Here is a 23,079-nt window from a genome sequence, read left to right on the forward strand (position 1 = left end):
AGGTAGTTATTTTTTCACCAATTCGCCACCGTCGAGGTAAAAACATCCTGGATGATGTTTTCAAAAATGACTTCAACCAGTTCGGTTTCGACCTGCAAAAGAGAGGTGGTTCGAGGATCGTAATCCCTGAAAAATGAAAAGGTTCTTTTTCCATTTTCTTCCTCATTTGCCAAATTTACATAATCCACCTCCACGCCGATCGTAATTCGCATTTGGCCTGCCCGGTCCGGTTGGTTGCTATTTGGATTGGACACGGTAGCCTGAGGACTAATGGTATAATTGGTGATGGCTCCTGAAAGTTGTAAGTCTCCTCCATTTCGAATGAGTTCGAGTTGGGTATTTCGTTGAAAATAGTCCTTGAGTTCTTCCGTAAACAGCTGCCCCATATTTGCCGGACCTCCTCCTGAATCATTGAAAAAGTTCGCCACTGAAAATGACTGCGTCACGTTGTAATCCAGCGTAGTTCCTGTAAAGCTGTATTCTACTTTACATGCGTTGATCCAGAAAAATACAACGAAGGTAAGAAGGATCGTGGTGTTCCTTTTAGATGTCATATTGTTTGATTTTCCGGTAAAGCGTCCTTTCCGAAATACCCAGATCCATTGCCGCATACTTCCTTTTATTATGATGTTTTTTTAGCGCTCGGGTAATTAATTCCCTTTCCTTCTTTTCTAACGATAAGGAGTGATCATCCTCTTCGTGGACAATATCTTCAATAATATCTTCCTCGTATTTGCTTCTGACCTTGTCAGATTCATCAGGATGTCCTTTATTTTCACTCATTGATTCCAACACCAGCGGAAGGTTTTTTGACGGCTTCGAGCTTTCCTCGTAAGCAGATCCCGTATCCATATCATCAAAGAGATTTTGATGCTTTTTCATGATCGTCTGGTCCAGGCCTCCCGACCGGTAGGATTCGAGTATCAACTTTTTAAGTTCGGTCATGTCCTTTTTCATATCGAAAAGAACCTTATATAATATTTCTCTTTCCGAAAAATCAGTATAGCTCTCGTTCTTACCCTTATTTCCAGGCAAGGATACAGGAAGACTGCTGCCCTCTTTCGGTAAGTACTTATTCAGGGTTTCGCTATTTACATCCCTTTCTTGTTCAAGCAACGAAATTTGCTCTGCTAAATTTTTGAGCTGTCGGATATTTCCGGGAAAGGGAAACTTTGTCAGCAGGTTTTTTGCATCTTCCGTTAATACAATTGGCTTTACCTGGTACTTTTCAGAAAAATCAGTGGTAAATTTCCGAAACAGCAACACCATGTCCTCTCCCCGCTGTCGTAAAGGGGGAACGAATATGGGTACCGTATTCAGCCGGTAATACAGATCCTCCCTGAATTTCCCCTTTTCCACCGCTTTAAGCAGGTTTACATTGGTGGCTGCTATTACCCGCACATCGGTTTTGAGTACTTTTGAAGATCCGACTTTGATAAACTCGCCATTCTCCAATACCCGTAATAGTCTTGCCTGTGTCCCCAGGGGCATTTCACCAATTTCGTCCAAAAATATGGAACCTCCATCCGTCACTTCAAAATACCCTTTTCGGGCTTCATGAGCTCCTGTAAAAGAACCTTTTTCGTGACCAAAAAGCTCGGAATCAATGGTTCCTTCGGGTATGGCGCCACAATTGATGGCAATGAATTTCCCATGCCGGCGCTTGCTTAGCGAATGGATAATTTTGGAAAAAGATTCTTTTCCGCTTCCGCTTTCGCCTGTTATCAATACAGTCATCTCGGTAGGAGAAGCCTGCATCGCTACTTGAATGGCATGGTTGAGCAAAGGGCTGTTGCCAATTATTCCGAATCGTTGCTTGACACTTAGTATTTCTGATTCACTGATAGGGACCATACTGCTGTTCTGATTATCGATCGATTACTTCTCCAAATAAGGTGGCTGAGGAACAATCGGTGATCCTTACATTTGTATATTCACCGATTTTCAAACGTCCTCTTGGAACGATCACCACCTTGTTTGCAGAGTTTCTTCCCTTGAGTTGTTCAGCCGAACGTTTAGACTGACCTTCTATCAGTATTTCCTGTACCTTACCAATATCTTTTTGGTTACGCGATAGTGAGATCTGGTTTTGTTTTTCAATTATTTCCTGCAGCCTGCGTTTCTTGATCTCCAGAGGAATGTCATCTGCCAACTTTTTTGCTGCCAAGGTTCCGGGTCGTTCCGAATAGTAAAACATGTAGGAAAAGTCATACTCCACCAGGTCCATCATACTCAGCGTATCCTGATGCTCCGATTCGGTCTCCGAACAAAATCCTGCAATCATATCGGAAGAAATACCGCAATCCTCTCCCAGGATTTCGCGGATTTTCTGAACCCGCTCCAGATACCATTCCCGATCGTACGTTCGGTTCATCAAGGACAATATCCGGGAATTTCCACTCTGTACCGGTAGGTGAATGTACTTGCAAATATTGTCATAGCGCTTCATGGTGGTCAATACCTCGTCGGTAATGTCTTTTGGGTGGGAGGTGGAAAACCGTACCCTTAACCTGGGATCAATCGTTGCCACCCATTCCAGTAAATTGGCGAAATAGATGACTTCGGATACTCCTGCTTTCTTTTTATTGAGCCTGGCTTTGTTATTTTCCTCCGGAGACCACTTGTAACTGTCTACATTTTGCCCCAGAAGTGTTACCTCTTTGTAGCCCTTTGCAAACAGTTCTCGGGCTTCCTTAACGATGGAATGCGGATCCCTACTTCTTTCCCTTCCCCTCGTAAAAGGGACCACGCAAAAGGAACACATGTTGTCGCAACCCCTCATGATGGAAATAAAGGCAGAGACACCATTGGAATTCAGCCGGACGGGTGAAATGTCTGCATAGGTTTCTTCCCGGGACAAGAACGTGTTGACTCCTTTGGAGCCCGCTTCTGCCTGCCCTACCAGGTTGGGAAGATCCCGATAGGCATCCGGACCCACTACCAGGTCCACCAGCTTTTCTTCCTCCAACAATTTTTCTTTGAGCCGTTCGGCCATGCACCCCAGCACTCCGATCGTAAGTTCGGGATTTTCGGATTTTGCCTGATTGAATTGGCTTAGCCGCTTCCGGACGGTTTGCTCTGCTTTGTCCCGGATGGAACAAGTGTTCAAGAAAATAACATCCGCATTACTATAATCCGAGGTGGTATCAAAGCCATTGTCTTTCATGATGGAAGCCACAATTTCACTGTCAGAAAAATTCATCTGACAACCGTAGCTTTCAATGTATAGCTTTTTTATTTTACCGGTATTCTCATCTGCAGTGACCTTAAAATCACAACTTTTCTCTTCTTCCTCCCGGATAATGTCGATATCTTTGATCATGTTTTCCATTGGCTGAATTTCATTCAAAGCGCAAATTTAATAAAATACAGACAGATTGTCAGGGGAACGCTCCAATATTATACCACAAATCTTCCCTTGGGATTTTTCATTTGCGAGAAATGCCCGTCCTGTCAATTTTCCTTGAAATTTTGGTACAAAGATTGATCATCATAATAGTTAAATACAGTATACATGGGAGTGGGTGATTTATCCACTCTTTTTTTTAGCCATATTTGTAGCATTGACTGATCGTAGAAAAATAGTGCGCCGCATTCTAAAAATATCCGGAAGGGTTCTTCTGGTGGCGGTGCTATTGGTGGTAGGGCTGTTGCTGTTAATCAGGAGCCCCTATGTACAGGGAATCATCGTGGGGAAATTGACAAGTTATGTTTCCGGTAAGACGGATACCCAGGTTTCTATAGATCGCTTGTTTGTCACCTTCCGAGGAAACCTGTTTCTGGAAGGCCTCTATTTGGAGGATCAGAAAGGAGATACCCTGATTTTTTCGAATAAGCTCGAAACAGGGGTGGAATTGATTCCCTATTTAAGAAATAATGAAATTTCCGTCTCCCGCCTGGAATGGGATGGGCTCAGGGCAAATGTCCAACGAGACAGCACAGGAAAATTTAATTTTGATTTCCTATTAGATGCTTTTGGCGGAAATAGCGATACCGATACGCTTTCCACTTCCAGTACCTCTGAAAATTCCCAGTCGCTGCCTGAAATAGCCTTAGGCCCCGTGAACATCACGGATTGGAAAGTACACTTTAAAGATGCCCTTTTAGGCATCGATTCAAGGTTGGAGCTGGGAAAGGTGGCCCTGGGAGTAGAGAAACTGTCTCTGGACAGCATGGAATTCCATGTAAGTAGGCTGCTATGGGAAGACAGCTACCTGGAATATGCGCAAACCAAACCATTTCCGGAATCCACAGAAGAACCCGATTCAGAAACGGTTATGCCACTGCTTATTGTGGATCAACTCTCGCTAAAAAATATTCAGATGCTGTATCAATCCGCACCCGACGGCATGGGTGTAGCGGCTACCATCGGGGAGTTTTTGCTGGAAGTACCAGAAGCCAATCTTCCGGAAAAACGCGTTCTGATAAAATCAGTGGTACTAAAAAACAGTTCGGTGGATTATCAATCTCAAACGGTAGCCACCGAAACAGCCCCTACGGATACCGAATCGTCAGCGGAAGAGGTTTCGTGGCCGGATTGGGAAGTGGAGCTAGCGGCTTTGGATCTGGAGCAGAACGATTTGAAGTATCAAGTCGATGGCAAGAACGGTGCTGCTGGTGTTTTTGATCCGGCGGATATTGAAATAAACGGACTTAACCTGGAGCTCAATAATCTTTTTCTGAAAGCTAAAAGTGCAGGCCTCGCGATCAAGCAATTGACTTTTCGGGAGCGATCAGGATTTGGTTTGAAAAATCTTCAATTAGGAATGCGGGCGGATGATACGAACATCAACTTCGAAAACCTGGACTTGGTGACCTTTGCCAGCACGGCGTCGGGAAGCATGGAGCTTAGGTATCGCGACCTGGATGCATTGCTGGCCAATCCGGAGGCTTCTGGTTTTACCGTTCGCTTACCCACTGTGCAAATTGGATTAGCGGATGCCTATTATTTTTCCCCGGAATTGGCCCAGGACCCGTACCTCCAAATGCTGGAAAGCAAACCCCTTCGTGCAGCCCTTAGCGCTACTGGTGCCCTTGATCGGATCAACCTGGAGAACTTTTCTGGCCGTTGGGGGAAGGAAACGCGGGTAAATTTGAAGGGACATATTGACCAGCCGATGAACATGGACCGGCTGGCATGGCGGTTGGATACCCTAACTTTTGCCAGTGTTCAGGGGGATTTGGACCGATTTTATCCCGAAGACAGTGTTGGGATTGCTTATCCGGAAAATGTCAGCTTAGGGTTGAAAAGTGAAGGAACGGTCGACTCTTTTTTTGTCCGCAGCAGCATGGACGCTTATGAAGCCAACCTAAATCTGGATGCAGAGGTAGCGGCTATGGATGAAAACTACCGATTTGATATTCAATCCCGGCTGAGTCCTTTTCCGATGGGGGAATTGCTTCAAAATCCGGCATTTGGAAACCTGGGGTTTGAATTGACGGCTGTGGGGACCACCGGACCGCCGGAGGCAATAGACCTTCAGGTGGAAACTGACTTTACAGCCTTGGATTGGAATGGATACGATTATGAGGGGTTAAGTCTTACAGCAGCTATATCTAATGGTCAGGGAGAGGTGGAACTCAATCATCAGGATGAGTGGTTGGATATGAATTTGTTAGCTGCTATTGGAATTAGCGAGGATGACCTCAAGCTTGACCTGGATCTGGATTTGATTGGTGCAGATCTGTATCGATTGAATTTAAGTTCCAGGGAATTGCGGGCAGCCATGGATCTGGAAGCAAAATGGGAAGGTAATCCATCCGATTTTACGTTTCAATCGCAAATCCGAAATGGAAACGTCGTTTTGGATGAGCAGGCCCTACCGGCAGGGGATTGGGATATAAATCTGAGCGTGAGGCCCGATACCACGAATTTTACCATAGAAAGCAATTTGTTGCAGGGTGAGTTACAGGCCAATTCGGACCCCGGCAGGTTATTTCAACGTCTGGATCGCCATGTTCGGCAGTATTTATCAGACAGCATTCCCATTGCGGAAACAGACAGTGCGTCGGCCGTTCGGGCAGATTTTAAATTGAAAATCCTATCCACCTTATTGTTAGACCAGATACTCTTACCTGGGTTGGAGGGAATGGACGAAGGGTCTGTTGAGCTAAGCTTTGACGAGGCGCAGGATAAGTTGGACGGACGAGTTGATTTTCCGTATGTTTCTTACGCCGGGATTGTAGTAGATAGTCTGGGCATGCGGCTCACCAGCGATCCAGATGATTTTAACTTTGCCTTTGGTTTGTTGGGATTGGAATCCGGCCCGGTATCTCTGGGCCCAACCTATTTCACCGGTAAAATTTTGGAGGACTTGCTTTACCTGGATTTCAATGCCCTGGATAGTGATAAGGAAACGCTGATGCATGTGGCTTGGGATATCAGGCCGGGGCAGGATACCCTGCAACTTCACATTGATCCGGATAGCTTAATTTTCAATCGTAAAAAATGGATTCTTCCGGAAGATAACGAAGTGCTGATTGGACCCTCTGTAGCTCATTTCCGGAATATTACATTTGATAGGGAAATGCAAAAGGTATCGATTGCGAATCAGTCTGAAAATGCGGTAGCCCTGGAATTTGAAAATTTCCGGATGGCGACGTTTACCAGCCTGTTAAATGCAGACGAAACCATTGCCTCCGGCCTGGTCAATGGGGAGGTCGTGATCGAAAACCCATTTGGTGCCACCGGTTTTCTGGCGGATATTTCCATCCGGGATTTGGGCTTGCTACAGGTACCCTTGGGCAATCTTAGTCTAAACGCATCCTCCAGCGATCAAACGACTTACGATTTTAACCTGGCCCTTCAGGATAGCGGTATCATCCTGGATCTTGTGGGGGACTACGTAGCTGACCCCTCCGGTGCACAATTAAACCTGGATCTCAATTTGGAGCGTTTAGAAATGGACGTGCTGGCAGGGCTTTCTGCCGGGACCATACAGGATGGAGCGGGCTATCTTTCAGGATCCTTTGAAGTAGCAGGGAGCACAAGTTCTCCCCAGTATCAGGGCACCTTGCAATTTCATAACACGGAATTTAAGATAGCGACCCTCAATGCTGTTTTTGCCCTGAGCGACCAAAATATAGCGTTGGATCAAGATGGGGTCTATTTAGATCAGCTAACCATAAATGATGCGCAGGGCAATGAATTCAGACTGGATGGGGAGATTGCTACGCCGAGTTTTACCAACCCGGAATTTGATTTGAACCTGCAAGCTTCCAATTTCAGGGTGTTGAATTCCACGGCGGAGGATAATGACCTGTTTTACGGAGATGCCATTATCGGAGCGAATGTCACCATTCAGGGAGATTTGAATTTGCCAGTGGTAGAGGCAGAATTGACTGTAGAAAGCGGTACCAACCTGAGTTTTGTGGTTCCGGAAACTCAGCTGGATATTGTGGAACGTGAAGGGGTTGTTACCTTTGTCAACAGACAAGATCCGGAGGATATTCTGACCAAAAGATTGGAAGAAAATATCAATGCCGGCTTCTCCGGATATAATATTGCTGCCCTCATTAAGATTTCTCCCGAATCGGTTTTTAACCTGGTAATCGATCAGCGTTCTGGTGACAATTTACTGGTGGAAGGGGAGGCAGACCTCCGGTTGAACGTCGACCCAAACGGCCGCATTAGTCTGACGGGCATGTATGAACTCAGCCGGGGTCACTATGAATTAAGTTTGTATAGTCTGGTGAATAGAAGGTTTGAAATCCAGAAGGGGAGCACCGTGACCTGGGCGGGTAATCCACTTGATGCCAGCATGGATATAACGGCAATCTATCGGATCAAAACATCGGCGGTAGGATTAATGACAGCTACGGCGGCGGGTGGTAGCAGGGAAAACATGATGCGGTACCGACAAGAGTTGCCATTTTTAGTTTATCTCAACATTAATGGGGAACTACTCAGTCCATTGATTTCTTTCAATCTGGACATGCCGGAGCAGCAGCAGGGAGCCATTGGCGGTACCGTGTATTCCCAGGTGCAGCAATTGAATAACCGGGAAGGGGAACTGAACCGACAGGTTTTCTCGCTATTGGTGCTGAACCGCTTTTTTCCCAATGGGGATAATGCCGGTGGAGGAGGTACTACGGCCATGGCCAGGTCCAGTGTAAGTCAATTGCTTTCCGGGCAATTAAATAGCCTTACCGACAATGTGTTGGGGGGCAGCGGCCTGGAGCTGGATATGGATTTGGATAGTTTTCAGGATTATCAGAGCGGGTCTCCCCAAGCACGCACCCAGCTGAACGTAAATGCCAGTAAGCGTTTTTTGGATGATCGATTAGTTGTGGAGGTGGGGAGTCAGATTGATATCGAAGGAGGTTCCCAAAGCAGGGGGGCTGAAAATGCCTTGCTGGGGAATGTGAGTATTGAGTACCTGCTAACCGAAAACGGAAGGTATCGCCTGCGGGGCTTTCGAAAAAACCAGTTCGAAAGCTTCATCGACGGGCAGCTAGTGGTGACGGGGATTTCTGTCATATTTAACAGAGAGTTTAACCGCTTTTATGAATTATGGAAAGGGATCGAAATCGAACGAAATGGCAGAACGCTCCCAGCTTCTTCGAATGAAAAATCGGAAAAAAAACCAGAAAATTAATATGAATACCAGTCCTTTTCTTCGGTTTTTTAAATCAGGTTTGCCATGGCTCTCGGCCCTGCTACTGCTTAGTGCTGCTTGTAATGTCACCAAATACATCCCTGAAGACGAACTGCTATACACCGGAGCAGAGCTAAAAATTGTCCAGGAAACACCAGGTAAAGGTATCGGCTCGGTACAGGAAGAGCTTCAAGGCTTACTTCGGCCAAAGCCAAATAGTAAAATATTAGGTCAATATTTGGGACTATGGTCCCACTTCAAAATGCAAAAAGAGCATCCTGGATTCATTAATCGGTTTATCTACGATAAAATAGGAGAGGAACCCGTGTACCTGAGTCAGGTTGAACCGGAAAAGACGGAGGAATTAATCCTAAACCGGTTGGACAACAATGGCTTTTTCTATGCGGAGGCCATTTCTACCTTTCGGCGAAAGGAAAAAAAGGGTGATGTCCGATATGAAGTCCAACTTCCGACTCCCTATGTCCTCAATAGCTACCGTTATGACAGGGACAGTCTTCCGATTGACACACATCTCAGGGAACTTTTGGAATCCAGCGACATACAGCCTGGGGAGCGATTTGCACTGGATCAGCTGAAAGCCGAAAGAGAGCGATTAGATACGGAACTTAAGAAAAGAGGTTTTTATAGTTTTAATCCCGATTTTCTACTATTTGAAGCCGATACCAACCAATACGAAACCAGGGAATTTGATTTATTCTTACGACTCAAAGAATCGGTCCCCGAGGAAGGGATTCTGCCTTACCAAATCCGTTCCATAAAAGTGTACCCGAACTTTTCACTGGATAAATATGGAGAAGAAACCGATACCACGCGGATTGAAGGAATAGCATTTATCCAAAATGACTTGTCTTTCAAACCCGAACTGCTTCGACCCTACATCCTGATAGAAAAGGATGGTTTGTTTAATTCGCAGCAGTCCCGATTGACCAGTAACAGGCTGGCGGGAATCGGTAATTTTCGATTTGTGAATATCCGATACACAAAAGTGGGAGATAGTACGGATGTCCGGAAAGGGTTCCTGGATGCAGAAATTTTCCTTTCTCCGCTGGACAAGCGTTCGGTTAGAGCAGAACTGCAGGGCGTGTCCAAGTCTAACAACTTTGCCGGGCCCGCACTCCTCTTAAGCTACCGAAACAGAAATCTGTTTTATGGAGGGGAAACATTTAATCTGACGGGCAAGTTGGCTTACGAGAGTCAGATAGCAGCCGGTGATCGGGATGGCTTAAGCGCATTTGAATTTGGACTTAAGGGAGATTTGATATTTCCCCGTGTAGTATTTCCCATTCCCATCAAAGAGCGTTTTGCCTATTCGGTCCCCAAAACCAAGATCAGTCTGGGAACCGAATACCAGGACAGGAGAGGTTTATACCGGCTCAATTCCCTGTCAGGAACCTATGGCTACTTCTGGAATGCCAATCGCTTTGTCTACCATGAAATCAATCCAATCAGTTTAAATTTCGTTAATTTATCCAATACATCCGGGGAGTTTGAAGAAATCTTGAACAACAATCCCTTTTTAAGACAGAGTTTTGAACAACAATTTATTGCCGGAGTTACTTACAGTTTTGCTTTTAACAAATTAATGGACAAATACCGAACGCACAGCATTTACTTCGGTGCGAACCTGGATTTGGCTGGCTTTGGCTTACGGTTTGCCAATAATATTTTTAACGGGGCCAACCCCAATACCTTCCTTGGGTTTACCTATGCGCAGTATAACAAAGGGGATATAGATTTTAGGTATTATTGGCGGTTTACGGAGGAGCGACTACTTGCCTTGCGACTATTTGGAGGAGTGGGTTTGCCCTACGGCAATTCTGTTTCCCTGCCTTTTGTAAAGCAGTATTTTTCCGGTGGACCAAACAGTATCCGTGCATTTCGGATTCGGTCCCTGGGCCCTGGGTCTTTCCGGCCCGATAGTGAATCCACCGCCAATTTTTTTGATCAGGCAGGGGATGTGCGTTTGGAAGGAAATCTGGAATTTCGGTTTCCTATTATTTCTTACCTCAAGGGAGCGATTTTTATGGATGCAGGAAATGTTTGGTTAGTGAATGAAAACGAAGCTTTACCAGGAGGGAAAATGGGAAATGACTGGTACAGAGAACTGGGAATTGGTGCCGGGTTGGGGCTTCGGGTGGATATTGAGTTTTTTGTACTTCGGTTTGACCTTGCGACGCCGCTGCGAAGACCCTACCTTCCGGAAGGCGAGCGTTGGGAAAGGGATTTTCGTTTGGATGAGGGTGACTGGAGAAAAGAAAACCTCATCTTCAATTTTGCCATTGGTTATCCCTTCTGATGAATTAATTTCCATTTTAAGGAATAAAATTGCAGTTTTGCAAAAATACTTTCCGCCCATGACCATACGTTTTCAGTCTCTTAAAATCATTACTGAAAAGGAAATTCTTCCTCCTGCCGATTATATTTTTGATGGTAGAACTTTGAAGAAAGCTACTTCCGGTGTTTCCGGGGAAGGTGAAACCAGGATCGACTGTTCGAAGCTTTTGGGCTCCAGGGGATGGACAGATTTAAGATGCTTTTCGGGAGAACCGGGAATGGAATACCGGGAAACACTCGAAAGCCTCGGCGAAGCACTCATCCAGGGTGGGATGACGCAAGCCGTATTGCTTCCGAATACCCAACCGCCGCTGCAGACAAAAAACGAGGTGGCTTATGTGCAGAGCAGAACGGCGCATCTCTTTCCGACTTTTCATGTTCAAGCCGGGGTGACCAAAGACCAGATGGGGAATGAATTGACAGAGATGCTGGACCTGAATCATTACGGGGTGAGGGTATTTGGCGAAGGGTTGACCGCTTTATCGCATTCGGATCGTATGATGAAAGCCCTGCAGTACCTTCAAAAATTTGACGGGGTTCTTTTTGATCAAAGTCAGGATCCGATGCTGGCCTTATTTGGACACATGCATGAAGGAGTGGTATCCACGCAGCTTGGGCTGAAGGGTATTCCGGATCTGGCAGAGGAAGTAGCGGTGCAAAAAAACCTCGAAATACTTCGCTATACCGGGGGCAGGCTTCATTTTCAAACCGTAAGTACCATTGGGGCACTGCAGCAAATCCGTCGAGCCAAAGAAGAAGGACTGGCAGTGACGGCAGATATTTCTATCTATCAGTTGCTTTTTACGGATGAAGACCTTCTGGATTTTGATACGCAGTTGAAAGTCATGCCCCCTTTTCGGGGACAGGCCCAGCGCAAGGCACTGGTGGAAGGATTGAAAGACGGTACCCTGGACGCATTGGTTTCTAACCACGTTCCCCATCACAACGATGCAAAAAACATGGAATTTGATTTGGCTCCATTTGGTATGTCAGGATTGCCTACCTTTATTCCCGCGTTGGTGAGGCTGGCGGAAGAGTTGGGTTATCCGCTGCTCGTCAGTAAACTCACCTCCGGCCCCCAAAAAGTATTGGGGCTAAAAGAAGCGGAATGGACCAGTCTCACGGTCTTCGATCCCAATGAGGCCTGGGTGCTGGATCAGGGAAGCAATGCTTCTTTGGCGGAAAACAGCCCTTTTTGGAGGCAGGCGCTAAAAGGCCGTGTAAAATACCTGATCAATAACAGTAAAACGATGGGCATCCATGAATAGGTATTGGAATGCAGCTTATCCCTTTGGTTTTTCCGGTGCGGGTTTGTGCTTGCTGGGGATGCTGGTAATGTACTTTCTGGACGTAGAGCCCGTAAGCATGAATCTGATCATAGGCTATATTTTCACGCCTATTTTTGTGTTTTTTGCAATCAAAAGCTTTCGGGATAGCTACAATCAGGGGGAACTCTTTTTCAGTCAGGGGATGACCGTGGGTTTCTTTGTGTATACATTGATGGCGGTACTTTCCGCATTATACGTATTGATATTCCTGCAGGTAGAACCGCAAGCATTTGAAACGTTCCGCCAGGTAAACTTGAACCTGATGCTGGATAACCAGGAGGTCTTGAAGGAACAGTTGAACGAAAAAGCCTATACCGATACCTATGACAGTATTGCCGATATGAGCAGATGGGATGTGGCGATCAACGATTTTCTTAGAAAAATCTTCCCGGGATTGTTTTTTACCATCATAATTTCCATAATTTTAAAAAGGTCGAATCAATCAACACAACATTCATAATTATGGAGCCACAACCTCAATCATCAAATTCCCCCGCAAAGGCAGCGCTTAAAACCGGACTGGTTATTGGTCTGGTCATGCTAACCATTAATTTCATTGTATATTTTCTGGATTACAGCTACCTGGTAGCTGGATGGTACGGTTTTCTGGTATTGGTCCTGTTTTTTGCTCAGGTAATCTATTTTGGCAAACAGTACCGAAAAGAGATCGGTGGGTTTATGGATTTTAGTACTGCATTTCAATTTTCTTTTGTCACGCTCATCGTATCCGGACTGATCACTACCGTAGGTAATATGCTACTGTATTTTGTAATTCACCCCGGACTTCCGGAATTACTGGTAGAGACGCAACTGGAAAATATGGTCGCCATGTTGGATAGTCTGGGTGCCGGAGATAGCCTATCCGGCGAACAGATCGATGATATGCGCAAAGAAATGGCATCCAATTTCACTTTTGGGGGTCAAATTAAGGCCTTTGGGATTTCCCTAATCATCTATGCCGTTCTTGCACTGATTCTGGGAGCCATTCTTAAAAAAAGAGACAAATCGACAGACTTTTAATACCGCATGCCGCAGCTATCTATCCTCATACCCGTTTATAATGAAGAAGAATCCCTTCCCGAACTTCAGGAATGGATCTACGCAGTGATGGGTGCTTCCCGGCTGGATTTTGAATTGATATACATTGATGACGGATCGAGCGATGAATCCTGGAAAGTGATTCAGGCCTTATCCCAAAAGGACTGCCGCGTTAAAGCAGTCCGGTTTATTCGCAATTACGGAAAATCGGCTGCTCTGGATGTTGGTTTTTCAAAAGCCGATGGCGAGGTGGTGGTTACCATGGATGCCGATCTTCAGGATAGCCCCGAGGAAATCCCTGAACTTTATCGCATGATTAAAGAGGAGGGGTATGACCTGGTTAGCGGGTGGAAAAGAAAGCGGTATGACCCGCTGTCCAAAACCCTGCCCTCCCGGTTTTTTAATGGTGTGACCCGTTTGTTGTCGGGTATTCCCTTACATGATTTTAATTGTGGACTCAAGGCCTATTCCCAACGGGTAGTCAAAAACATTCACATTTACGGGGAGATGCATCGCTACATTCCGCTGATCGCCAAATGGAATGGGTTTGGGATAATAGGGGAAAAGGAAGTCACGCATCGGCCCCGGAAGTACGGATCGACGAAGTTTGGCCTGGAGCGCTTTATCCATGGTTTTCTGGATCTGATTTCGGTTTCCTTTGTCAACCGCTATCGGAAAAACCCCATGCATTTTTTTGGTGCCTTGGGAACCCTCTCTTTCTTGTCTGGGTTTATCATCACGGTTTGGTTGATCGTTGAAAAAATACACGGATTGCGAAATGGAATCGCTGTACGTGAAATCACCGACCAGCCCCTCTTTTTTCTGGCACTGGTAGCCCTGATAGTCGGGGTTCAACTATTTCTGACGGGATTTATGGCTGAGATGATGACCTCCAATACTTCCCGTAAAAGCGACTACAATATTGCCGAGGAAATTATGAAAGGTACCTGATGCGCTTTTCAGTCATTATTCCGGTGTACAACCGCCCCTCCGAGGTCGTGGAACTACTGGAAAGTCTAAGCAGACAAACCTATACCGACTTTGAAGTATTGATTGTGGAGGACGGTTCGGAAATCACCTGTGCGGCTGAGGTGGAAGCCTTTAAGCATGGGTTGGATGTGACCTATCATTTTCAATCGAATACCGGACAGGGTTTTGCGCGAAACAAAGGGATGGAACTGGCCCGGGGAGCGTATTTCGTTTTTTTTGATTCTGATTGTTTGGTTCCCCCGGACTATCTGAAAATCCTGCATGAGGCGATTCAAAATCGCTCCCTCGACGCCCATGGAGGCCCCGATGATGCAGATTCAAGTTTTTCTGATTGGCAGAAAGCAATGAATGTCAGCATGACTTCTTTTCTGACTACCGGCGGGATACGTGGGAAAATGAAAAATCCGGCAAATTATCAGGCAAGAGGGTACAACATGGGGTTCTCCAGAGAAGTTTACAAAAGGCTTGGGGGCTTTATTCACCCCAATATGGCAGAGGACATCGAAATCAGTATGCGGATTAAAAAAGCTGGTTTTCGGCTGGAACTGATTTCAGAAGCCAGTGTTTTTCACCGGCGGAAAAACAGCCTGAAATCCTTTCTAAGGCAAAGTTACCAGTTTGGCAGAAACAGGGTGTTTATACGCCGCTTTCATCCGGAGGCAGTAAAATGGGTACATTGCTTACCGGTACTGTTTCTCATCGGGCTGGTAATGCTGCCGGTCGTCGCCTTTCTTTTTCCGACATTGGGTCTGATTTTGGCGGGATTATATGGCTTGTGGACGCTTGCCGTTTTTGTATCCGCTTTAGAAAGTCTGAAAGTAGGCCTATTGGCGATAGTCACCTCCTACGGACAATTGTTGGGATATGGGATGGGGATCATTCGCGAATGCTGGTTCCCGGAAAAAAGAGGCTAACGCAGTTGTTTTTCTAACAACCACATGGGTTCTGTTCCAAAAAAGGGAAGCTTTCTCAGCGGCTTCCAATCCTATGGATTTACCCTTGCTACGAATGATTTCTTACTCAAAAAAAGATGGCTAAAAATTCCCGGCTAAAATAAATCCCTTTTATTTTTGATAATGATAGTCCTTTTCTATATTTGCCCAACCTTATGAAAAAAACGAATCAAATTTGGTGGTGGGTGTCATACTTCTTTTAGAGGGAGAACAGCTATCCATTGCCCAAATTTGTTAGTATCAATATAACCAAGGCTTGCTGGACTCCCGGCAGGCCTTTTTTTATTTTAAAAACACAGCATATGAATCCAATCAACATCAAAACCCGGTATAAAAAGCTGCTGGCGGATACCATCACCCCGGTGAGCATCTACCTGCAGATTCGGGACAGGTATCACAATACCATCCTCCTGGAAAGTTCCGATTACCACGGAAACGAAAACAGTTATTCCTATATCTGTTGCGAACCCATGGCCTCTTTCTCTCTTAAAAACGGTGAAATCCGGCAATCCCTGCCCAATCAGGATAGCAGCGTCAGAGAACTCAAACCCGGTGAAAAAATCATGGATGCCCTGCGCCAGTTTTCCAATAACTTCCAGGAGGAAAAATTGGACTTTAAATTTATCACCAATGGATTGTTTGGGTATATTCAATACGATGCGGTCAATCATTTCGAGGATATTACGCTACAGAATACTGAGACTTCCGGAATCCCTTTGATCCATTACGCAGTGTACAAAAACATGATCGTGGTGGATCATTTTAAAAACGAATTGCACATTTTTGAGCATTACCTGGAAGGCGAACCGGGCGAATCGGGAATTTCCAAATTAGAGATGATTCTTAACAATAAGAACATCCCAAGTTATGATTTTAAATTGGACGGCGAGGAAAGCTCCAATTACACCGATGCGGAATTTTTGGAGATACTGGCCAAAGGAAGGGATCATTGCTTTCGGGGAGATGTGTTTCAAATCGTTCTTTCCCGTGCTTTTTCTACCGGGTTTAAAGGAGATGAATTTAATGTTTACCGGGCACTTCGTTCCATCAATCCTTCTCCCTATTTGTTTTATTTTGACTATGGATCCTATAAAGTTTTTGGCAGCAGCCCCGAAGCGCAAATAGTAGTAAAAGGCAACAAAGCGACCATTTATCCGATTGCGGGCACTTTTAAACGAACGGGTAATGACGAGGCCGATGCCCAACTTGCCATCAAGCTTTACGACGATCCCAAAGAAAATTCAGAACATGTGATGCTGGTAGATCTTGCAAGAAACGATCTCAGCCGCTCTTCCGAGAAGGTAAACGTGGAGGTTTTTAAGGAAATACAATATTATTCGCATGTAATCCATTTGGTATCTAAAGTTACCGGGGAGTTACCGGCAGGTGCTAATCCCCTTCAGTTGGTTGCTGATACGTTTCCAGCCGGAACGCTTTCGGGAGCACCCAAGTACCGGGCCATGGAATTGATCGATTCCCTGGAAAATAAGGCAAGAAAGTTTTATGGAGGGGCAATCGGATTTCTTGGATTCAATGGAGATTTTAACCATGCCATTTTGATTCGCTCCTTTATTTCAGAAAACAATCAGCTACGCTTTCAGGCGGGTGCAGGGGTCGTGGCCAAATCTTCCATTGAGAGTGAACTCCAGGAAGTGAGTAACAAGCTGGAAGCCTTGCGGGTCGCCTTGAAATCAGCAGAGGCCATTTAATTTTTACTTGAAAACAACATACCAATGAAAATACTGGTACTGGACAATTACGATTCCTTCACCTACAATCTGGTCTATATACTTCGGGAGCTGGGTTGCGATTTGGATATTTACCGAAATGATAAGATCGGGTTGGAGGCGGTGGGTCAATACGATAAAATATTGCTGTCCCCCGGTCCGGGGATTCCGTCAGAAGCCGGGATCATGCCGGAACTAATCAAAAAGTACGCCCCCACCAAAGATATTCTGGGCGTGTGTTTGGGCCACCAGGCCATTGGGGAGGCCTTTGGCGGAGGGTTGATAAACCTCAGTGAGGTAGTGCATGGGGTGGCTTCCAAGGTGCGGATTCAACCGGACCCGCTATTCACAGGGCTGCCTGAATTTTTCACCGTGGGAAGGTATCACAGTTGGGTGATTGATGAAACCCTGCTGCCACAAGAACTGGAGGTGATAGCCAAAACCCCGGATGGGCAAATTATGGCCGTCAGGCATGTTAAGTACCAGGTAAAAGGCCTGCAATTTCACCCCGAAAGTATTTTGACCGAACACGGGGTGGAAATAATTAAAAACTGGATTGAAGGAGAATAAACTACTGGATCATGAAAGAAATTCTGAATCACCTGATTGAACACAAAACCCTTAATAAGGAACAGGCAAAGGGGGTGTTAAAAGAAATGACCTCAGGAGAGGTAAACCAAAGCCAGATGGCTGCTTTTTTGACCATATTTATGATGCGCAGCGTTCGGGTGGAGGAACTCATGGGGTTCCGGGAGGCCATGCTGGAAAGGTGCATACCGGTCAATATCCCCGAATACGATGCCATCGATCTTTGTGGCACTGGAGGGGATGGAAAAGATACCTTTAACATATCCACCCTGGCTTCCTTTATTGTTGCGGGGGCGGGTCAGCCGGTTGCCAAGCATGGAAATGTAGGGGTATCCTCCGTTTGCGGCTCCTCCAACCTTCTGGCGCATTTTGGCTATGAATTTACCAACGACGTTGACGAAATTAAAAGGAGTCTGGATCGGGCAGGGATCTGCTTTCTGCATGCCCCCTTGTTTCACCCCGCTATGAAACACATCGGACCGGTACGAAAAGAGTTGGGTGTAAAAACGTTTTTCAACATGCTCGGCCCCATGGTAAACCCCAGTTTTCCAAAAAAACAATTGGTGGGTGTTTTTAGTCTTGAACTAGCCCGTTTGTATGGGTACCTTTACCAAAACAACGATGTACGATTTAGTATCTTGCATTCCCTGGACGGATACGATGAAATCTCCCTTACCGGAGATCTGAAGTGGATTTCCAATGCCGGGGAACAGGTCGTAAACCCGCAGGGCCTGGGTTTTGAGACCGTGTCTCCGGAAGCAATCATTGGCGGTGCTACGGTAGAAGAATCAGCCAAAATATTTACCGATATTCTGCAAGGTAAGGGAAGCCCAGCACAGGAAGCGGTGGTTATTGCCAATGCAGCAGCGGCCTTGCTCACCTCCAAACCAGAGTGGACCTTTCAGAAGGCCAGGGAAATGGCCACGGAAACCCTTAAAAATGGAACGGCTTTAAAGGTATTTAAAAAGATGATCGATCCACAAACTTCCATAACTACTCATTGATATGAACCTATTGGATACCATTATTGCCCATAAAAAAGAAGAAGTAGCTGAGCGAAAGGCACTCTACCCGGAGAAATTGTTGGAGAAAAGCCTGTTTTTTGGAAGCCCGGTGGTCTCTATGAGAAAATACATAACCGATCCGGAAAAAACAGGCATCATCGCCGAGTTTAAAAGAAAGTCTCCGTCAAAGGGCTGGATCAATTCAACGGCAGCGGTAGAAAAAATAACCATTGGATACATGCAAGCCGGAGCTTCCGCCCTTTCAGTGCTCACCGACGAAACGTATTTTGGAGGATCGGCAGAGGATTTGAAGCTGGCCAGGAAATTTAATTACTGTCCCATCCTTCGTAAGGATTTTATGGTGGATGCCTACCAACTGATCGAGTCCAGGGCCCTGGGAGCAGATTGCATCTTGCTAATAGCGGCTGCGCTGACACCTCAAAAAATCCGGGAACTGGCTGCTTTGGCCAAAGAGCTGGGAATGGAAGTGCTGTTGGAAGTTCATAACCGCGAAGAATTGGAGGCATCCCTGAACGAATACGTGGATCTGGTAGGTGTAAATAACCGGAACCTGAAAACTTTCGAGGTAAACATAGAAACCTCCCTGGAATTGATTCAGGTGATACCCGACACGTTTATCAGGATCTCGGAAAGTGGACTTTCTGATCCGGCCACGCTGGTACGGCTAAAACAAGCCGGTTTTGATGGTTTTCTAATTGGAGAAAACTTCATGAAAACCATTCGGCCCCATCAGGCAGCATATAATTTCATGAATCAGTACCGAAAATTACTGATCTCGCAAGCTCAAAACACCGGGGCATGATTATTAAAGTCTGTGGTATGGCCGATCCCGAAAATATTCGCGGACTTGAGAAACTCGGTTTAGTGGATTGGATGGGTATGATTTTCTATCCTCCCTCCAGACGCTATGTGCCGGGGTTTTCTGTGGTCCCGGAATATTACCAAGGCGTTGCCTTGACCAAGGTAGGTGTATTTGTAAACGCCAGTCCGGACGAGATCCAGGGAGTAGCGCGGACTTATGGGTTGGATAAGGTCCAACTTCATGGAGATGAAACACCGGAACAAGTAAGGGAAATCAAAAACCTGACGGGAATCTCCCTGATCAAGGTGTTTCGGATCGGAAAGGAATGGTCTTGGCAGGGATTGGAAGCCTATGAAGAACTGGTGGACTATTTCCTGCTAGATACCGATGGTCCCTCGTATGGAGGTACCGGCCATCAATTTAACTGGGAAATTATTAAACAATATCCCTTCCACAAACCGTTTTTACTCAGCGGGGGAATTCAGGCAGGCCAGGCCCGGGAATTGGTGGACTTGTACCAGTCCGCTCCGCACATGGCAGGTATTGATATCAATTCAAAATTTGAGATCAGACCGGGACTAAAAGACCTGGGCCTGGTGTGGGAATTGGCATGGGAGATCAGACAACAACTACAGAAAACCAAAGAATAAATGGATACACCGATGATAAAAGTTGACGAAAATGGATTTTATGGGCAATTTGGCGGAGCCTATATTCCCGAAATGCTTTACCCCAATATCGAGGAATTGCGGGAGAATTACGAACTGATTATGGAATCTCCTGCTTTTCGGGAAGAGTTTGATTCCCTTTTGAAAGACTATGTGGGCAGGCCTACTCCCTTATTTCTCGCCAAAAGGCTTTCGGAGAAATACAAAGCCAAAATATACCTCAAGCGGGAAGATCTCTGCCATACGGGTGCCCACAAGATCAATAATACCGTAGGCCAGATCATTTTAGCTAAAAAGCTTAATAAAAAGCGCATCATTGCCGAAACCGGAGCTGGGCAACATGGAGTGGCCACGGCTACTGTGTGCGCCCTGATGGGCATGGAGTGTACGGTGTATATGGGAGCCGTGGACATGGAGCGACAGAAACCCAATGTGGAACGCATGCGGATACTGGGTGCTACCGTGGTGCCTGCCAATTCGGGAAGCAAAACGCTGAAAGACGCTACCAATGAAGCCATGCGTCAGTGGATCAATAATCCGGTAGATACGCATTACATTATTGGTTCGGTGGTAGGACCCCACCCGTATCCCGAAATGGTAGCCCGGTTTCAATCCGTGATTTCCGCAGAGATGAAGGCACAGCTCAAGGAAAAGGAAGGAAGGGAAAACCCAGATCTGGTCATTGCCTGTGTTGGGGGCGGCAGCAATGCGGCTGGCGCTTTTTACCATTACTACAACGAACCGTCCGTTCGCTTAATCGCCGTTGAGGCTGCCGGATTGGGAGTATCCTCCGGTAAGTCTGCAGCCACTACCTTGCTGGGAAAACCGGGGATTCTACATGGGAGCAAGACGCTACTGATGCAAACCGAAGATGGACAAGTGGTGGAACCTCACAGTATTTCGGCTGGCTTGGATTATCCGGGCATTGGTCCGGTACATGCCCATCTGTTTGAATCGGGCAGGGGAGAGTTTGTAGCCGTGGAGGACGAGCATGCCATGCAGGCAGGTATCGAGGTCAGCCGACTGGAGGGGATCATTCCTGCCATCGAATCGGCACATGCTTTTTCAGCCCTAAACCAGATCCAATACGAACCTACCGATGTGATTATCATCAATCTTTCGGGCCGGGGGGACAAAGATTTAGATACCTACATTAAATGGGGAAATTACTAGTAGATATGAACCGCATAGACGAATTATTTAAACAGAAAAAGGAACGTATTTTATCCATCTATTTTACGGCAGGTTTTCCGAAACTTGGGGATACGCTGACCATTATGGAGGCCATAGAAGCGGCCGGTGCTGATATTATTGAGATAGGAGTGCCTTATTCGGATCCCATAGCCGATGGTCCCACCATTCAGGAAAGCAATAATCAGGCGTTGAAAAATGGAATGACCCTGAAATTGCTTTTTGAGCAATTAGGGGAATTACGGGAAAAAGTAAGCATTCCCGTGATCCTGATGGGATACCTTAACCCGGTAGTACAATACGGTATGGAGGCCTTTTGTAAGAAATGTAGGGAAGTAGGTATTGATGGTCTGATTTTGCCTGACTTGCCCATGCAACAGTACCTTTCAGAATACAAGGAAATATTTGATGCGTACGACTTGCGAAATACTTTTCTGATTTCTCCACAAACCGCTGAAGAAAGGATCCGACAAATTGACCAACATACGGACGGGTTTATCTACATGGTTTCTTCGGCAAGTATCACCGGAGCCAAAAAGGAGATCACGCCCGAGCAATTGGCTTATTTTGAGCGGGTAAAAGCCATGAAGCTAAATAATCCCCGATTAATTGGTTTTGGGATTTCGGACAAACCATCCTTTCAAACCGCCTCTGCCCATTCTCATGGGGCGATTATTGGAAGTGCATTTATCAACGTATTGCGGGAATCAACCGACTTAAAAAAAGATATTAACGAATACATTCAAGGCATTCTATCATGATTATACAGCTCAAACAGGGGATCAGTTTCGGACAAAAAGAAGCGTTGATACAACAAGTGACCGGTCTGGGGTATACCGTTACAGAAGTCAAAACACAGATGGGCGATTACCTCATCGGTATCGGAAAGAAGGCCTTTGATATTCGGAAAATAGGAGCATTAGAAGGGATTCAGGATATTCATATTGTTTCGGATGAATACAAACTGGTTTCAAAAAAATGGAAAGTCAAACCTACCTGTATTGATCTGGGAGATGGGATTGCTATCCAGGATGGAGAGATGGCGATCATCACCGGTCCTTGCTCCATTGAATCAGAGGAGCAGATTGTGAAGGTGATCAACCATATGAAGGAAAATAACCTAACCATGATGCGGGGAGGTGTTTTCAAGCCCAGAAGTAGTCCCTACGCATTCAGAGGGCTGGGCATGGATGGGCTCAAATTATGGCACCGACTAGCCAAAGCCGCGGGAATTAAAATTGTCACAGAGGTGATGCAGGTTTCCCAGATTGAGGAAATGTATGATTACGTGGACGTATTCCAGGTAGGAGCAAGAAACACCCAAAATTTCAATTTGCTGGATGAATTGGGAAAGGTGGATAAGGCCGTTTTGATCAAGCGCGGCATTTCCGGCACCATTGAGGAGCTGTTACAATCGGCGGAGTATGTTTTTTCCGGTGGCAACGAAAAGCTGATTTTATGTGAACGGGGTATCCGGACGTATGAAAAGGCAAGTAGAAATACGCTGGATCTGAATGCCGTACCCATTCTCAAATCCAAGTCCCACTTACCCGTGGTGGTGGATCCATCCCATGGTATTGGCATTCGGGAGTTTGTACCACAAATGGCATTGGCAGGAGTGATGGCGGGTGCTGACGGGATCATTTACGAATCCCATGAGAACCCGGATAAAGCTTATTCCGACGGGCAGCAAACCCTTAATTTTGCCCAAAGTTCTTTGCTGGCAGAGCAGATCCGGAAGATTTTTGCCATGCGGAAAACCTTCGACTTGTTATAAAGGAATGGCTGATGAAATCAAGCATGACGCAAGCGACCCA

General features: G+C 46.0%; 18 protein-coding genes. 15 read left to right on the forward strand and 3 right to left on the reverse strand.

Annotated features, from left to right (window positions below; translation table 11 throughout):
- Positions 1-14 precede the first annotated feature (14 nt).
- Genes lptE through miaB form a run of 3 tightly spaced genes read right to left on the reverse strand, consistent with a single transcriptional unit; the run spans position 15 to position 3,331 of the window.
- Entirely contained in the window at positions 15-554 is a 540-nt protein-coding gene (lptE, locus tag GJS45_RS19260; RefSeq protein WP_162343512.1) for an LPS assembly lipoprotein LptE, read from the reverse strand.
- Positions 544-1,854, reverse strand: a complete 1,311-nt coding sequence (locus GJS45_RS19265; RefSeq protein ID WP_162343513.1) for a sigma-54 interaction domain-containing protein — start codon at positions 1,852-1,854, stop codon at positions 544-546. Before GJS45_RS19265 ends, lptE begins: the two co-directional genes overlap by 11 nt.
- 13 nt (positions 1,855-1,867) lie before the next feature.
- Positions 1,868-3,331 carry a tRNA (N6-isopentenyl adenosine(37)-C2)-methylthiotransferase MiaB gene (gene miaB, locus GJS45_RS19270; protein WP_162343514.1) on the reverse strand — a complete coding sequence of 488 codons (1,464 nt, stop codon included), beginning with the start codon at positions 3,329-3,331 and terminating at the stop codon, positions 1,868-1,870.
- 253 nt (positions 3,332-3,584) lie between these two features.
- Here miaB and GJS45_RS19275 point away from each other — a divergent pair, with 253 nt between their 5' ends.
- The 15 genes from GJS45_RS19275 to aroF all read left to right on the forward strand — a co-directional run bounded on the left by GJS45_RS19275 (position 3,585) and on the right by aroF (position 23,039).
- Complete coding sequence (locus GJS45_RS19275; protein ID WP_162343515.1) at positions 3,585-8,597, forward strand: translocation/assembly module TamB domain-containing protein; 5,013 nt, start codon at positions 3,585-3,587, stop codon at positions 8,595-8,597.
- A gap of 1 nt (position 8,598) precedes the next feature.
- Positions 8,599-10,914, forward strand: a complete 2,316-nt coding sequence (gene tamL, locus GJS45_RS19280) for a translocation and assembly module lipoprotein TamL (RefSeq protein ID WP_162343516.1) — start codon at positions 8,599-8,601, stop codon at positions 10,912-10,914.
- A 58-nt stretch (positions 10,915-10,972) separates the two neighbouring features.
- On the forward strand, positions 10,973-12,220 hold the full coding sequence (locus tag GJS45_RS19285) for a dihydroorotase (RefSeq protein WP_162343517.1): 1,248 nt from the start codon (positions 10,973-10,975) through the stop codon (positions 12,218-12,220).
- Complete coding sequence (locus GJS45_RS19290) at positions 12,213-12,740, forward strand: DUF4199 domain-containing protein (protein ID WP_162343518.1); 528 nt, start codon at positions 12,213-12,215, stop codon at positions 12,738-12,740. Before GJS45_RS19285 ends, GJS45_RS19290 begins: the two co-directional genes overlap by 8 nt.
- Positions 12,741-12,742: 2 nt before the next feature.
- Entirely contained in the window at positions 12,743-13,300 is a 558-nt protein-coding gene (locus GJS45_RS19295; RefSeq protein WP_162343519.1) for a DUF4199 domain-containing protein, read from the forward strand.
- Between the two features lie 6 nt (positions 13,301-13,306).
- On the forward strand, positions 13,307-14,269 hold the full coding sequence (locus tag GJS45_RS19300; RefSeq protein ID WP_162343520.1) for a glycosyltransferase family 2 protein: 963 nt from the start codon (positions 13,307-13,309) through the stop codon (positions 14,267-14,269).
- Positions 14,269-15,222 (forward strand): glycosyltransferase, encoded by a 954-nt coding sequence (locus tag GJS45_RS19305; RefSeq protein WP_162343521.1) that lies wholly within the window; start codon positions 14,269-14,271, stop codon positions 15,220-15,222. Before GJS45_RS19300 ends, GJS45_RS19305 begins: the two co-directional genes overlap by 1 nt.
- A gap of 341 nt (positions 15,223-15,563) precedes the next feature.
- Entirely contained in the window at positions 15,564-16,970 is a 1,407-nt protein-coding gene (locus GJS45_RS19310; protein WP_162343522.1) for an anthranilate synthase component I family protein, read from the forward strand.
- Between the two features lie 24 nt (positions 16,971-16,994).
- Complete coding sequence (locus GJS45_RS19315) at positions 16,995-17,558, forward strand: anthranilate synthase component II (RefSeq protein ID WP_162343523.1); 564 nt, start codon at positions 16,995-16,997, stop codon at positions 17,556-17,558.
- Between the two features lie 11 nt (positions 17,559-17,569).
- Positions 17,570-18,580 carry an anthranilate phosphoribosyltransferase gene (gene trpD / locus GJS45_RS19320; RefSeq protein WP_162343524.1) on the forward strand — a complete coding sequence of 337 codons (1,011 nt, stop codon included), beginning with the start codon at positions 17,570-17,572 and terminating at the stop codon, positions 18,578-18,580.
- Position 18,581: 1 nt separating this feature from the next.
- The gene (trpC, locus tag GJS45_RS19325) at positions 18,582-19,403 is read left to right on the forward strand and encodes an indole-3-glycerol phosphate synthase TrpC (protein WP_162343525.1); all 822 of its coding nucleotides are present in this window, start codon (positions 18,582-18,584) and stop codon (positions 19,401-19,403) included.
- Positions 19,400-20,053, forward strand: a complete 654-nt coding sequence (locus GJS45_RS19330) for a phosphoribosylanthranilate isomerase (protein ID WP_162343526.1) — start codon at positions 19,400-19,402, stop codon at positions 20,051-20,053. Before trpC ends, GJS45_RS19330 begins: the two co-directional genes overlap by 4 nt.
- Positions 20,054-20,065: 12 nt before the next feature.
- On the forward strand, positions 20,066-21,244 hold the full coding sequence (gene trpB / locus GJS45_RS19335) for a tryptophan synthase subunit beta (RefSeq protein ID WP_162343642.1): 1,179 nt from the start codon (positions 20,066-20,068) through the stop codon (positions 21,242-21,244).
- A gap of 5 nt (positions 21,245-21,249) precedes the next feature.
- Entirely contained in the window at positions 21,250-22,023 is a 774-nt protein-coding gene (gene trpA / locus GJS45_RS19340; RefSeq protein ID WP_162343643.1) for a tryptophan synthase subunit alpha, read from the forward strand.
- Entirely contained in the window at positions 22,020-23,039 is a 1,020-nt protein-coding gene (aroF, locus tag GJS45_RS19345) for a 3-deoxy-7-phosphoheptulonate synthase (protein WP_162343527.1), read from the forward strand. Before trpA ends, aroF begins: the two co-directional genes overlap by 4 nt.
- Positions 23,040-23,079: the final 40 nt, after the last annotated feature.

Source organism: Cyclobacterium salsum (assembly GCF_010119245.1).
In the GTDB taxonomy this organism is placed as follows: Bacteria; Bacteroidota; Bacteroidia; order Cytophagales; family Cyclobacteriaceae; genus Cyclobacterium; species Cyclobacterium salsum.

Coding starts and splice junctions, on each gene's coding strand:
- tamL (WP_162343516.1), top strand. CDS start 8,599: ATGAATACCAGTCCTTTTCTTCGGTTTTTTAAATCAGGTTTGCCATGG.
- GJS45_RS19305 (WP_162343521.1), top strand. CDS start 14,269: ATGCGCTTTTCAGTCATTATTCCGGTGTACAACCGCCCCTCCGAGGTC.
- GJS45_RS19285 (WP_162343517.1), top strand. CDS start 10,973: ATGACCATACGTTTTCAGTCTCTTAAAATCATTACTGAAAAGGAAATT.
- aroF (WP_162343527.1), top strand. CDS start 22,020: ATGATTATACAGCTCAAACAGGGGATCAGTTTCGGACAAAAAGAAGCG.
- trpD (WP_162343524.1), top strand. CDS start 17,570: ATGAAAGAAATTCTGAATCACCTGATTGAACACAAAACCCTTAATAAG.
- lptE (WP_162343512.1), bottom strand. CDS start 554: ATGACATCTAAAAGGAACACCACGATCCTTCTTACCTTCGTTGTATTT.
- GJS45_RS19310 (WP_162343522.1), top strand. CDS start 15,564: ATGAATCCAATCAACATCAAAACCCGGTATAAAAAGCTGCTGGCGGAT.
- trpB (WP_162343642.1), top strand. CDS start 20,066: ATGATAAAAGTTGACGAAAATGGATTTTATGGGCAATTTGGCGGAGCC.
- trpC (WP_162343525.1), top strand. CDS start 18,582: ATGAACCTATTGGATACCATTATTGCCCATAAAAAAGAAGAAGTAGCT.
- GJS45_RS19290 (WP_162343518.1), top strand. CDS start 12,213: ATGAATAGGTATTGGAATGCAGCTTATCCCTTTGGTTTTTCCGGTGCG.
- GJS45_RS19265 (WP_162343513.1), bottom strand. CDS start 1,854: ATGGTCCCTATCAGTGAATCAGAAATACTAAGTGTCAAGCAACGATTC.
- trpA (WP_162343643.1), top strand. CDS start 21,250: ATGAACCGCATAGACGAATTATTTAAACAGAAAAAGGAACGTATTTTA.
- GJS45_RS19300 (WP_162343520.1), top strand. CDS start 13,307: ATGCCGCAGCTATCTATCCTCATACCCGTTTATAATGAAGAAGAATCC.
- GJS45_RS19295 (WP_162343519.1), top strand. CDS start 12,743: ATGGAGCCACAACCTCAATCATCAAATTCCCCCGCAAAGGCAGCGCTT.
- miaB (WP_162343514.1), bottom strand. CDS start 3,331: ATGGAAAACATGATCAAAGATATCGACATTATCCGGGAGGAAGAAGAG.
- GJS45_RS19330 (WP_162343526.1), top strand. CDS start 19,400: ATGATTATTAAAGTCTGTGGTATGGCCGATCCCGAAAATATTCGCGGA.
- GJS45_RS19315 (WP_162343523.1), top strand. CDS start 16,995: ATGAAAATACTGGTACTGGACAATTACGATTCCTTCACCTACAATCTG.